Raw genomic sequence first — 11729 nt, 5'->3', positions numbered from 1 at the left:
CCGGGGCACGATGACGCGACAAACCTAGTCGGCGCCGGGTTGCAGTACCGCGAGCGCCGCTTCCAGCAGCGTCGCCTCCACCACATCATCTCCCGTGTCCTGCACGATCTCGTTCGAAATCAGCGCAACGGCCAGGATTTCCATGGCGGCGCTTGCCCGCAGCAGCCGGACCGCGGTGGGCTGGGGACCGGCGAGCCAGTTCCGTAACGCCTTGTTGGCGTCCACGATCACCGGATACTGGTCGGCCAGCGCGTTGACGATGGGAACGGCGTTGCGCAGCATCATCTCGCCCGCGTCGCGGTGCCGGATCATGGTGCGGATATAGGACTGCAGGACAGTCCTGCGGGCCTCGACGTCCGGAGGCATCCGCTCGACTTCCTCGGCGAGTGCGCGTAGATCGTCGAGAAGGGGGTTGACGATCGCCACGAGCAAATCGAGCTTCGACGCGTAGTGATAGTAGAGCGACGGCTTTGTGATTCCGACCGCATCCGCGACTTCACGCAGGCTCGTCTCTTCGTAACCCTTGGCCACGAACAGCCGCACGGCGGCGTCCAGGATGGCCCGCTTGGTATCTCGACCTGCGGTAACGTGGTCTCCAGTTCTGCGATTCGCCATGCTCGGCCCCTTCTAGTTCTCCCGGTGGCATGTCCGGTCGGCACCGGAAGTCGAGCTTGTTCCTCCGCTTAACCTGCCGGTAGCCTACCTACCGTACGGTAGATACATCTGGCGTCCACCGTGTAGGCGGATCCATCGGCTCCGGGCACGCGAAAGCGTCCGGCCCGCGCAGCCCGGTCCGCGATAGCGACGTCGGCCGTCAGCTCGTCACAGCGCATATGACCAAACCGTCCCGGCCTCGCTAGGAGAAATCCCTCGTGTCCGTATTCCTGTACAGATGGGGAAAGTTCGCTTTCCGCCGGAAATGGATAGTGCTGCCCGTCTGGGCACTGATCCTGGTACTGCTCGGTGGGGCGGCGGCCTCGCTGTCCAAACCGTTCCAGGACAGCTTCGAGATGCCGGGACTACCGTCGGAGAAGGCCACCGGCATCCTCGAGGAACATATGCCCCAGATGGCGAAGATGTTCAGCATCGACGCCATCAACGGCACCTATGTGATCGCGGCCCAGAACGGCAAGCTCACCGACGAGCCGAATATGACCGCACTCGACGCGCTGGTCCAGCGGCTGAACGAGCTCGACATCGTCGATCACACCGAGCAGGCCGTCAACCCGGTTCTCGCCACCTCGATGATGCCCGCCAGCCAGGAAGCCGCCAAGGAACAGGCGCAGGCCGCGGCCGAACTCGCGCCCGGCCAGACCCCGCCGCTGCCGGAGCCGAACTGCCTCGACGGCCGGGGGTCCCCGGAGTTCAAGGGTCTGTGCGGCGGCGCTCCGCTGAACGTGCTCAACGAGAGCAACCCGGAAACCGTCGCCGTGCTCGACGTGAAATTCACGATGCCGACCTTCTCCGATATCACCGAGGAGAACCGGCAGGCCGCGGAGGCCATCGCCCAGGAGGGCCGCAACGCCGGCCTCACCGTGGAACTCACCGGGGCCATCGCCCAGACCCAGGCCGAATCCGGCCAGGCCGAGATGATCGGTATCGGGGTCGCGCTGATCGTCATGATCATCGCCTTCGGCGCCATCGTGGCGGCGTTCGTCCCGATCGTCACCGGCATCGTCGGTGTCGCCTGCGCGGGCGCGCTCATCCTCACCGGCACCTCGCTGACCGAGGTCCCGACATTCACCCCGATCCTGGCCTCCATGATCGGCCTGGCGCTGTCCATCGACTACGCGCTGTTCATCGTCTCCCGGTACAAACACGAGCTGGTGGTCCAGGACTCACCCGAGGAAGCCGCGGGTGTCGCGGTCGGCACCGCCGGTTCTGCCGTGGTGTTCGCCGGGCTCACCGTGGTGATCGCGCTGCTCGGGCTGTCTGTGGTGGGGATCGGCTTCCTCACCATGATGGGTATCGGCGGGGCCATCGCCGCCGGGTTCGCGGTCCTGGCCGCCATCACCCTGATGCCCGCGCTGCTCGGCGCGCTCGGCCGGTTCCTGTTCAAACCGAAACTGCCGCTGGTCGCCCAGCACGACCCCGAGGACGACGATTCGGTCACCAACGGGATGCGTTTCGCCCGGATCATCGCCCGGGTCCCGGTGCTGACACTGGTGGTGAGCGCGATCGTGCTGGGTGCGCTCGCCGCCCCGGCCACCCAGCTGAACCTGGGTCTGCCCGGTGGCGACAGCATGCCCGAGGACTCCTCGGTGCGGAAGGCCTACGAATTGCAGACCGAGGGCTTCGGCGAGGGTAAGAACGGCGCGCTGGTGGTCGCGGTGGATCTCTCCGAGACCCCGCAGGATCAGCGCGACGCCGCGCTGACCGCGTTGCGGGACGAACTGGCGGGTTACGACGGGGTGGACTACCTCAGCGTGGCGCAGCCCAGCGAAGACGGCCAGGCCGCCCTGTTCCAGGTGGTGCCGAACTCCGGCCCCAACAGTGCCGCGACCCAGGACCTGGTCGAACACGCCCGCGACGCCGAAGCCGCGCTGAAAGCGCAGTACGGCATGGAGTACGGCGTGACCGGCCAGACCGCCATCTACGCCGACGTCAACCACGTCCTGCTGGCCAGCATCATCCCGTACCTGGCGATCGTCGCCGCGGCCGCGTTCGTCCTGCTACTGCTGGTCTTCCGGTCCGTCCTGGTACCGCTCACCGCCGCCCTGGGCTTCCTGCTGTCGATGGCCGCCACCTTCGGCGTCACGGTGCTGATCTTCCAGGAGGGCGCCTTCGGCATCGTCAAGGACACCCATCCGATCATCAGCTTCCTGCCCATCGTGTTGATCGGCCTGGTGTTCGGCCTGGCGATGGATTACCAGGTATTCCTGGTGACCCGCATGCGCGAGGAATACGTGCACGGCAAGGATCCGAAGGAGGCGATGGTCAGCGGCTACCACCACGGCGCCCGCGTGGTCACCGCGGCCGCGATCATCATGATCTCGGTGTTCGGCGGCTTCATGCTCTCGCCGGACATCACCTCCAAGTCCATGGGCTTCGCCCTGGCGGCGGGCGTGTTCTTCGACGCCTTCCTGGTGCGGATGGTGCTGATCCCGTCGCTGCTGGCGCTGCTGGGCAAATGGGCCTGGTGGATGCCGGCCTGGCTGGACCGGATCCTGCCGGATATCGACGTCGAGGGGACGAAGCTGCGCGAGCTCCAGCAGCGCGCCAAGACCCACGCGGTCGAATCCGAACCCGCCGGAGTCTGATCCACCGGCATCTCATCGAAACTGCCGGCGTCCGCAGCGGACGCCGGCAGTTTCGTTTCCGGGGCAGTCCCTCGATGCCGGGAGACAGCTCCATTCCACGCCCGGAGGCCGGTTTCTAGCCGGGGAGCGCAGTTCCGCTCAGCGTCCGGTGGGCAGCTCCGCTCGACGCCGGGCCGCAACTCGACGCCGGGCAGTCCCGCTCGACATCAGTCGGCGGCTCGCCTTCGGGCGGCAGCTCCACTCAACGCCAGGCGGGCAGCTCCGGCAGCGGCCGCGGCAGCGCGCGGTCCGCGCCGCGTCCCAGCAGCCAGGCCAGCAGCGCCGACGCCGGGCCCGATACGACCTGTTCGGGCTCCCCGGCCCCGACGATCGCCGTGAAACCCGTATCGGTCGCGTCGAGCGTGAAAGGCCGCACCCCAGCACGCCCGCCCAGGTCGACGGCGGCCTCGGCGAGCAGTTCGGCCACGAAATCGGCCGGCCAGTGCGCGTGCGTATAGCCGGCGTCCAGATCGAGATGGTGGATCAAGACCTCCTGCAACCGCATCCACGGGATCCGGGTCGCCTCGACGGGAGTGCCCTGCCTGGTCCGGACCTCCGTCCGCCACTGCTCGGCGGAGAGCACCCCGGCCATCCCGGACAGCCGATCGGCCGACTCCACCAGGTCGGCGCGTTGTTCGGCGAGCGCGCGCGGCGCACCCGCCTCGATATCGGAATCCCGCAGCGCCGCACTGGCGTACTGCGGTGTCTCCACCCCGGTGTGTGCCCAGAGCAGCAGGTTCACCAGGCTGTCGGCATTGCGGGACAGATGGGTCAGGACGTGGCCCCGGGTCCAGCCCGGAAGCGCGGAGGGGGCGGCGACCGCCGCGTCGTCGAGAGTGTCGACGGTGGCGAGGAGCGCACGGGTGGCGTCGGTGACGGCCTGCGTCCGCACGGTGAGCAGTTCGATGAAATCGCTGGGCACGGCTTCCGACACTACTTCCGCGGTACGCCTATGTCCCAGCGGTTTCCGCTCCCGGCGCAGCGCTGTCCAGGGCGGCCTGTACGCGGTCGGCGGCCCGCACCGGATCCTCGTGTTCCCAGATCCGGACGACCTGCCAGCCCGCCTCGCGCAATGCCGCGTCGGTGGCCCGGTCCCGCGCCACATTGCCGGCCAGTTTCTCCGCCCACCAGGCGGCATTGTTCTTCGGATCGGTGGCGTGGTCGGGGCAGCGGTGCCAGAAACAGCCGTCCACATAGACCGCGATCCGCCGGCGCGGGAACACCAGATCGGCGCGGCGGCGCTGTCCCCGGATCGGCGCGCGGTCCACGAAATAGCGCAGGCCCCGCCGGTGCAGTTCGCGGCGCAGCGCGAGTTCGGGGGCGGTGTGGGCGCGCCGCTGCCGCGACATTCGCGCGCTGGTGGACGCGTCGGTCGGCGGGCGCCACGAGCCGGAAGGGTCGCCGGTCACGCCGCCCAGCCTCCCATCCGATCCAGGTGGGCCTGCACATCGTCGAGGAACCCGGCCGGGAAACGCAACGACCCCATCCCGGTGCGGCGCAGGAAACCCGCGGTGGCCCGCGCCGACAGCAACTGGGTATCGGAGAGGAAGAACCGCAGATCCTCGTAGGGATCGTGCACGGGCCACGGTGAGATCGGCACCTCGAACGCCGATCCGGCCCGCCCCCACGCCGCGCCCGGCCACGGACTGCCCGGCGGCAGCGGAATATGCCCCGGTATCGGCTCGGCCGGAGTACGCAACCGGGAGCCGACCCAGGCCGCCATCCGCACACTCACCGCGTTGCCCACCAGTTTCCAGCGTTGCCCAGGCCGGAAGCCCGGCGCGTCCAGCGCGGGTTCGGTCCAGCCGGGTGCGAAGCCCTGCAATCGTTCCCCGTCGGTGATCCCCGGCGTGACGATCTCCCCGGACGGCAGCCGCACCGCGGGCGGGCTGGCGATGCCCAGACCCGACCCACCCTTCAAGGTCGGGACGGCGTTGACCACCCAACCCAGGCCGCGCACGCCCTCGGTCCAGTAGAAGCCGCACGGGTCGTGCTCCGGGGAGCCCAGCAGCCGCGGTCCGGCATCGTCGGCGAACAGCACGGTGCGCGGATCCTCGGTGCGCGAGGCCAGCATGATCACCCGGTTGCGTCGCTGCGGCAGCCCGAACGCGCGCGCGTCCACCACCCGGTAGGCCCAGGTGTAACCGAGTTCGTCGAGGGCCGTGGTGATATGGCGCATGGCGGCCCCGCGACCGAGCTGCAGCATGAACGGCACGTTCTCGATGAGCAGCCAGCGCGGCCCGCGTTTGCGCCGGACCAGCCGGAACACATGGTCCACCAGACTCGATCGGGTGCCGGTGATACCTGCCGTGCGTCCCGCCTGCGACAGGTCCTGGCACGGGAAACCCGCGGCGACCAGTTCGGTGTCCGGCGGCAGCGCCCGCAACCGGGTGATATCGGTGTGGAGTTCGGCGTGCGGGAAGCGGCTCGCCAGCACCGCCCGTGCGCCCGGGTCGATTTCGCAGAGCAGCGCCGTCTGCCATCCGTGCGCCGACAGCCCGAGTTCGAGTCCTCCGATCCCGGCGAAAAGCCCCACCATCCGCGCGCCCGTCACGAAGTCCTCTCTCCATCCGGTCCGGCTCCCGAAAGGAGGTTACTCCGGGGATTGCTCCGGCTTTCCGGGTCGCGGTGCCCGAGCCGGCGATTACCGTCCGAGCCGCGCTCCGGCAGCCCACCGCAACCGTGAGATACGCCACCGTCGCATATGCGCCCCGGCCCGCGAGTCGATCGTGGAAGATTGAGAGTCGCTCAGCGACAACGCCGTAGAAACGCCTGGTCAATGGGTTTATCACTGATGGTTTCAGGTTCCCGGGCCGACTCGGCGGGTCTGGCAGGATGGGCGCCATGAAGTTGCGTGTCGGTCTGGCCACCGTGGTGTCGGGCGCTTTCGCCCTGTCCGGTGCGATCCTGCCCGGCGCCGCGGCCGCCGTCCCCGGGCCGCTGCACGCCGCGCCCGCGCGGCCCGATACCGGCTCCGCCGAGGACCCCGGCCCGGTGGAGAAAACCGAACCGGTCCGGGCGCCGCGGGCCGCGATCATCGGTACCGAACCGGTGACCGACCGGCTGATGCGGGTATTCGTCGATTCACCGGCCATGCATCGCACGGTGCAGGTGCTGGTGCTGCTGCCCGCCGACCGGAGCACACCCCGCCCCACCGTCTACATGCTCGACGGCCGCAGCACCCAACCCGACAGCAACAACTGGCTCGACCGCGGCAACGCCGCCCGGTTCTTCGCCGACAAACCGGTCAATGTGGTGTTCACCGTCGGCGGCCCCGCCAGCTTCTACACCGATTGGCAGCAACCCGACCCGGTGCTCGGCGTCAACAAATGGGAGACCTTCCTCACCGAGGAACTACCCCCGCTGCTGGACGCCCGGTTCTCGGGCAACGGCCGCAATGCCGTGATCGGCACGTCCATGGGCGCCGAGGCCGCGATGATGCTCGCCATCCGCAAACCCGACCTGTACTCGGCCGTCGGCGCGCACAGCGGATGCTTCTCCACCGGTACCGACCTCGGCCAGGCCCAGGCCCGCGTGGTCATCTCCACCTACAAGGGCGATCCGGACAATATGTTCGGCGCCCCCGACGACCCGGCCTGGCTCGCCCACGATGTGACCCTGCACGCCGCCGCGCTGCGCGGTAAAGCGCTCTACATATCGGTGGGCAGCGGCCGGCCCGGTATCCACGACACCCTCGCCAACCCGGAAACCCCGACCAGCGTGGTGATGGGCGGCCCGCTCGAGGCCGCCACCGATTTCTGCACCCGCCGCCTGGCCCAGCGCCTCGACACCCTCGGCATCACCTACACAGCCAACTTCCGCCCGACCGGAACCCATTCGTGGCCCTATTGGGCCGACGAACTGGTCACCTCCTGGCCCACCATCGCCGGCGGGATCGGACTCGGCTGAACGCCGGTCAGGCGCCGGCGAAACGGGCCGCGGTCGCCGGGTCGGTCGCGAAGTCCAGGAACAGATCGTTCTCGTGCGGATCACCCGCAGTCACCCGCACTCCCTCACCGGCGAACGGGCGGATCAGCACACCCGCCGCCGCGCTCGCCTCCGCGAACTCGGTGGTCGCGGCGTCCAGCGTGATCCACAGGAAGTTCGATTCGCTCGGCGGCACCCGGTAGCCCGCCGCCAGCAGCGCGGTGCGCATCCGGTCGCGTTCGGCGATCACCGCTTCGGTGCGGTCCAGCAGTTCGGGCCGCGCCTCCAGGGAGGCGATGGCCGCGGCCTGTGCGACCCGGCTCACGCTGAAGGGAATATGTACCTTCAGCAGCGCCGCGATGACCTCCGGCGCGCCCACCGCGTACCCGACCCGCAGCCCCGCCAGCCCGTAGGCCTTCGAGAAGGTGCGTAGCACAACCACATTCGGCCGGTTCCGGGCCAGCTCGACGCCGTCGGGATGATCACCGGGCGCGCCCCGAAGGTACTCGTAGTACGCCTCGTCCAGCGCGACCAGGACATTGCCGGGTACCCGGTCCAGGAAACGTTCCAGCTCCGCCTTGCCGACCGCGGTACCGGTCGGGTTGTTCGGGTTGCACACGAACACCAGCCGGGTCCGGTCCGTAACGGCGGCGGCGAGCGCGTCCAGATCGTGGACGTGGTCGCGCAGCGGCACGGTCACCGCCGTCGCGTTGCCGACCTGGGTGATGATCGGATAGGCCTCGAACGAACGCCACGCGTAGAGCACCTCGTCGGCCGGATCCGCGCAGGTGATCTGGACCAGCTCCTGGCACAGCGCCACGCTTCCGCAACCGACCGCGATATTCGCCGGCTCGACGCCGAGGAACTCCGCCAGCGCCGCTCGCAGTTCGCCGGACTGGTTGTCCGGGTAGCGGTTGGCCAGTTCCACCGCTTCGGCGATGGCTTTGCTCGCGGCGGGCAGCGGACCGATGGTGGTCTCGTTACTCGCCAGTTTGACCGCGCCGGGATGGCTGCGGCCGGGAACGTATGCCGGAATGGAATCGAGGTCCGGCCGGATGTGCGCGGTCACGTAACGAGCTTAGTTCCGGTCTCGATCGAGCCACGTTCGGGCTGCTCAACCACTAATTCTCCCCGGTCCCGGGATATCGCCCTACGCTGGGAACATGTCGGGCACTTATGACGATATCGCGCTGCTGCGGCGCGGCGAACCGGAAGCGAACGGACACGACCAAGAGCCGACAGGGGCTGCCACCAGCCCGAAAGCCGACGAACATGTGCCCATCACAGTCATCGAACCGGACGGTTACGCCCGCGGCGGAATCGTCCTGTTGCACGAGGCCCGGGAGTTCACCGGATCGTTGCTGGAGTTCATGCGCGCCCTCGCGGGCGAAGGGTGGCTGGTCGTCGCACCGAACCTCTTCCACCGCGCCACCGCGTCGTCGTCCGGGGTGTACGGCGACGAACTCTTCGAGGATTTCGACGCCTGCTTCGACTGGCTCACCCACCGCGGTGTCTTCCCGGACTGCATCGGCGTGCTCGGTTTCGACACCGCCGGCACCGCCACCTTCCTCGTCGCCACCAACCGCCCCGTCGGTGCCGCGGTGAGCGTCGGCGCCACCGGCATCACCACCCCCATCACCGACCAGGCCGAAGCACTCGTGACGGCCGCCCCCCGCCTGCAAGCCCCCTGGCTGGGCTTGTTCGGGCCCGAGGCGGAAACCTCCGCCGACGATGTGGACGCCCTCCGCGACGCCACCGCCACCGCCGCCGTCGCCAGCCTCGTGGTCACCTACCCCGGCCGGCTACACCGCGCCGATCACCCGGGCGGTGAGGACGGTGACGACCTGATCGACTCCCGAACTCGTATCTTCGACTGGTTCGACAGCCACTTACGCTGATCGACCAGCCGTTTTGCAGTTTTCATACAAGCTCGGGTAGCCTTTCTGCTCGGCGGTTCGAAAGGACCGGTGCCCTCGAAGAGAAGGCTCCAGGAGGCGTGCCAGAGCGGCCGAATGGGACTCACTGCTAATGAGTTGTCCCTTCACGGGGACCGGAGGTTCAAATCCTCTCGCCTCCGCCACGCCCGGGAAACCGGGCGACAACTGAATACGCGTATGCGCCCGTAGCTCAACGGATAGAGCATCTGACTACGGATCAGAAGGTTAGGGGTTCGAATCCCTTCGGGCGCACAGAGATCGGCCCCCGACCTGCGAAAGCGGATCGGGGGCCGATCGGCGTTTCGAGCGCCTCCACCAGGGCCCGACGCTTTCCCGGTAGGACCAAGCCCGGCCGGCCACCGGCGCACCGTTCGGGCGCGCTTCGGACGTCCGGGTTCAGGTCCACCCCCTAGGGCAGTGCACTACATCGTCCGCCACGCCACTGTCCATCGGTCGCACTCAGGCGTCGGTGTCGAGTGGCGTCAGCGCGCCGAGGGGCATAGAGAAGGGGTACCCACCGGCTGCGTTCTCATCGGTCGGTTCGATGACGGCGCGGCCCTCGTCCGGGTCGATCGCACGCACGACGAATACGGACCCGCCGGACTCCCCGATGCGCACCTTGTCGCCGATTTCGATCACAGATCGCAGCATAATCGAACGTGTGTGCGACGGTCGGAAGCCGGCAGCGATGCTCGCGGCCGTGTCGTCCCGGACAGCTTCGGCAGCCGCCTGCCGGCCGGTGGCGTACCGAGGTCCGTCGCTCCCGCACAGGCTCAGGCACCGACCGACCCGTCTGCTACCCGAACGGGCTGCCGTACTGACCCCATCCGGGGACCACACCGGCGAGCAGAAGCCGAGTGATACCGGAAGCCGGGAATTACCCGGCCGAGCTGCCAGTAGCCGCCGATTTGGACCGGTAGGGCGTTCGCCCTCCCCTGCCGCGAGGGCGAACGCGTGCGACACTGGCCTCTCCGTGCAGTCCGGGTATTGGAGGCTCGATGTTCGCGCTCGTGGTCAGGTTCGACCTCAAAGACGCCGAAGCTGCCGCAGCGTTCGACCGATTGGTGGCGGAGACAGCCGAGGGCATCACCGAGTCGGAACTTGGGACCCTCGTCTACGCCATTCACACCGTGACGGACGCCCCGCTGGGTCGCATCTTCTACGAGGTCTACCGAGATCGCGAAGCGTTCGAGGAGCACGAGCGACAGCCCCACACGCGCCGTTTCCTCGATCGGCGCGCCGAATATGTGGCCGATGTCCGAGTGGAGTTCCTCGCTCCGACGACAGCCAAGGGCCTTCCCTGATCACAGCCGGTCGGCGATCCCGCACCAGACGGCCAGCCCGTGTACGGCATCGCCCCTGCGCGCTTCGGCCCGAGCCAGGGACCGCACCGTTTCACGGACCATCGGGTTGTACCGGGTCTGGGCGGGCGCGATCCTTTTCGCCCTGTACAGCGACTCCAATGCCTTTGCCCGGTCGCCCTGAAGCAGAAATGCCCGCGACAGGTCGATGTAGTGATGTCCGGCCCGTTCTCTCGGTGTAGTCGCCGGGATCACGACCGTGTGTGCTCGGCTCAATGCCGTCGCCGCATCCATCGCCTCTACCGAAAGTGCGACCGACCATATCCCCACATTGGTCGGGCCGAACGACAGTATTTGATCGCGGTCGTCTCCCAATCGTCGCGCCGCGTCGCGAGCTTCTTCCAGATGTTCATCGGCAAGATCGCGCTTTCCGGAGCGGGACGCGGCCAAACCCGACTGGAGATGGAGACCACCCCAGGCGATGAGGTCGGGCCGGGTAGCGGAGCCGAGCCGAAGCTCGATATCAGCGCGGCACCTCTCCAGGAAGCGCATCGCCGCAGTCCAATCTCCACCCGAGGTCAGGATGGCCGCGCGCTGAAATTGGGCCGCAGCAATCCAGAGCGGGTCGCCGGATTTCGCCGCAGACCAGGTCATGCGGTCGACAGCGGTTCCGGCAAGGTCGGTATAACCCAGCTTGTGGGCGAGACTGTGTGCGGAGTAGTATAACTCGCACAGTAGCGCTGCCGCCTGCTCGCGCTCTCGACCAGCGCTTCGATGCACCGCTGCCCGGAGTTCACCCATCAGCGGTAGGAGCTCCTCGCCCAAGCGATGGAACGACGCGTTCCTGCGGTAGACGCGGATACGGTCCACTGGCTCCCGCAATTGCTCTGGATGCCGTACCTCCGATACCGCGTGATTGTCGATGTCGTAGGCGGCGAGTTCGGTACGCAACCCGGAGATGGCCGCATGCATTTCGGCGTCGTGCCCCGGCGCCGGAAGGAACGGCTGCCCGGTCAGGTCGGCGACCCCGACCCGAAGGGCTTTGGAGACCGCTCCCAAGAAGGCGGCAGTAGCAGGCACCCGCATCTGCTCCACCGAGCGAACGAGACCGATCGACACGTTCGCTCGCGCGGCAAGCTCTCTCTGCGTTATACCGGCCAGCTTCCGGGCCTGGGCGACACGAGAGCTTACAGCATCGTCGGTCGTTTCCGTCACCATTCGAGTAAACCGCCGCAGGGGACCTTCGGGTGCGAAAAAGCTTGGTA

The 11729-nt window shown here is 68.1% G+C and carries 11 protein-coding genes and 2 tRNA genes; 6 read left to right on the top strand and 7 right to left on the bottom strand.

The features are described from left to right. Nucleotides 1–24: 24 nt before the first annotated feature. Nucleotides 25–615 carry a TetR/AcrR family transcriptional regulator gene (locus ON38_RS00975; RefSeq protein ID WP_051164237.1) on the bottom strand — a complete coding sequence of 197 codons (591 nt, stop codon included), beginning with the start codon at nucleotides 613–615 and terminating at the stop codon, nucleotides 25–27. A 257-nt stretch (nucleotides 616–872) separates the two neighbouring features. Here ON38_RS00975 and ON38_RS00970 point away from each other — a divergent pair, with 257 nt between their 5' ends. Continuing rightward, on the top strand, nucleotides 873–3260 hold the full coding sequence (locus ON38_RS00970) for an MMPL family transporter (protein WP_039821568.1): 2388 nt from the start codon (nucleotides 873–875) through the stop codon (nucleotides 3258–3260). A gap of 241 nt (nucleotides 3261–3501) precedes the next feature. Here the strand turns inward: ON38_RS00970 and ON38_RS00965 are convergent, their stop codons facing one another. Genes ON38_RS00965 through ON38_RS00955 form a run of 3 tightly spaced genes read right to left on the bottom strand, consistent with a single transcriptional unit; the run spans nucleotide 3502 to nucleotide 5838 of the window. Further along, nucleotides 3502–4221 carry a maleylpyruvate isomerase family mycothiol-dependent enzyme gene (locus tag ON38_RS00965; RefSeq protein WP_051164245.1) on the bottom strand — a complete coding sequence of 240 codons (720 nt, stop codon included), beginning with the start codon at nucleotides 4219–4221 and terminating at the stop codon, nucleotides 3502–3504. A 28-nt stretch (nucleotides 4222–4249) separates the two neighbouring features. After that, nucleotides 4250–4708: a very short patch repair endonuclease gene (locus ON38_RS00960; RefSeq protein ID WP_281004588.1), complete on the bottom strand. Its 459-nt coding sequence runs from the start codon at nucleotides 4706–4708 to the stop codon at nucleotides 4250–4252. After that, nucleotides 4705–5838 (bottom strand): DNA cytosine methyltransferase, encoded by a 1134-nt coding sequence (locus tag ON38_RS00955; protein ID WP_174372377.1) that lies wholly within the window; start codon nucleotides 5836–5838, stop codon nucleotides 4705–4707. Before ON38_RS00955 ends, ON38_RS00960 begins: the two co-directional genes overlap by 4 nt. A 305-nt stretch (nucleotides 5839–6143) precedes the next feature. Here ON38_RS00955 and ON38_RS00950 point away from each other — a divergent pair, with 305 nt between their 5' ends. Further along, on the top strand, nucleotides 6144–7208 hold the full coding sequence (locus ON38_RS00950) for an alpha/beta hydrolase (protein WP_039821602.1): 1065 nt from the start codon (nucleotides 6144–6146) through the stop codon (nucleotides 7206–7208). Between the two features lie 7 nt (nucleotides 7209–7215). Here ON38_RS00950 and hisC read toward each other — a convergent pair whose 3' ends face one another. Then, nucleotides 7216–8295, bottom strand: coding sequence for a histidinol-phosphate transaminase (hisC, locus tag ON38_RS00945; protein ID WP_039821565.1), 1080 nt, complete (start codon nucleotides 8293–8295; stop codon nucleotides 7216–7218). Between the two features lie 94 nt (nucleotides 8296–8389). On the opposite strand from hisC, the gene ON38_RS00940 reads away from it, so the two are divergent. The 3 genes from ON38_RS00940 (at nucleotide 8390) to ON38_RS00930 (ending at nucleotide 9415) form a co-directional block, all read left to right on the top strand. Then, on the top strand, nucleotides 8390–9124 hold the full coding sequence (locus tag ON38_RS00940; protein WP_039821564.1) for a dienelactone hydrolase family protein: 735 nt from the start codon (nucleotides 8390–8392) through the stop codon (nucleotides 9122–9124). A 92-nt stretch (nucleotides 9125–9216) separates the two neighbouring features. Further along, a tRNA-Ser gene (locus ON38_RS00935) sits at nucleotides 9217–9306 on the top strand. A gap of 36 nt (nucleotides 9307–9342) precedes the next feature. Beyond that, a tRNA-Arg gene (locus ON38_RS00930) sits at nucleotides 9343–9415 on the top strand. Between the two features lie 207 nt (nucleotides 9416–9622). Here ON38_RS00930 and ON38_RS00925 read toward each other — a convergent pair. After that, nucleotides 9623–9802, bottom strand: a complete 180-nt coding sequence (locus ON38_RS00925; RefSeq protein WP_157181626.1) for a hypothetical protein — start codon at nucleotides 9800–9802, stop codon at nucleotides 9623–9625. Nucleotides 9803–10161: 359 nt separating this feature from the next. Between ON38_RS00925 and ON38_RS00920 the strand changes: the two genes are divergently transcribed. Further along, nucleotides 10162–10467 (top strand): putative quinol monooxygenase, encoded by a 306-nt coding sequence (locus tag ON38_RS00920; RefSeq protein ID WP_039821561.1) that lies wholly within the window; start codon nucleotides 10162–10164, stop codon nucleotides 10465–10467. Here ON38_RS00920 and ON38_RS00915 read toward each other — a convergent pair whose 3' ends face one another. Then, nucleotides 10468–11682 carry a helix-turn-helix domain-containing protein gene (locus ON38_RS00915; protein ID WP_039821559.1) on the bottom strand — a complete coding sequence of 405 codons (1215 nt, stop codon included), beginning with the start codon at nucleotides 11680–11682 and terminating at the stop codon, nucleotides 10468–10470. Between the last annotated feature and the right edge of the window lie 47 nt (nucleotides 11683–11729).

Source organism: Nocardia testacea NBRC 100365, from assembly GCF_000308775.1.
Taxonomy (GTDB): domain Bacteria; phylum Actinomycetota; class Actinomycetes; order Mycobacteriales; family Mycobacteriaceae; genus Nocardia; species Nocardia testacea.
The sequence above is the reverse complement of the archived record's forward strand: the minus strand, read 5'-3'. Positions and strand labels throughout refer to the sequence as shown.

Bases quoted from the DNA above. Each gene is read 5' to 3' on its own strand.
- ON38_RS00940 (WP_039821564.1), top strand. From the start codon at position 8,390: ATGTCGGGCACTTATGACGATATCGCGCTGCTGCGGCGCGGCGAACCG.
- ON38_RS00955 (WP_174372377.1), bottom strand. From the start codon at position 5,838: ATGGTGGGGCTTTTCGCCGGGATCGGAGGACTCGAACTCGGGCTGTCG.
- ON38_RS00920 (WP_039821561.1), top strand. From the start codon at position 10,162: ATGTTCGCGCTCGTGGTCAGGTTCGACCTCAAAGACGCCGAAGCTGCC.
- ON38_RS00915 (WP_039821559.1), bottom strand. From the start codon at position 11,682: ATGGTGACGGAAACGACCGACGATGCTGTAAGCTCTCGTGTCGCCCAG.
- ON38_RS00975 (WP_051164237.1), bottom strand. From the start codon at position 615: ATGGCGAATCGCAGAACTGGAGACCACGTTACCGCAGGTCGAGATACC.
- ON38_RS00950 (WP_039821602.1), top strand. From the start codon at position 6,144: ATGAAGTTGCGTGTCGGTCTGGCCACCGTGGTGTCGGGCGCTTTCGCC.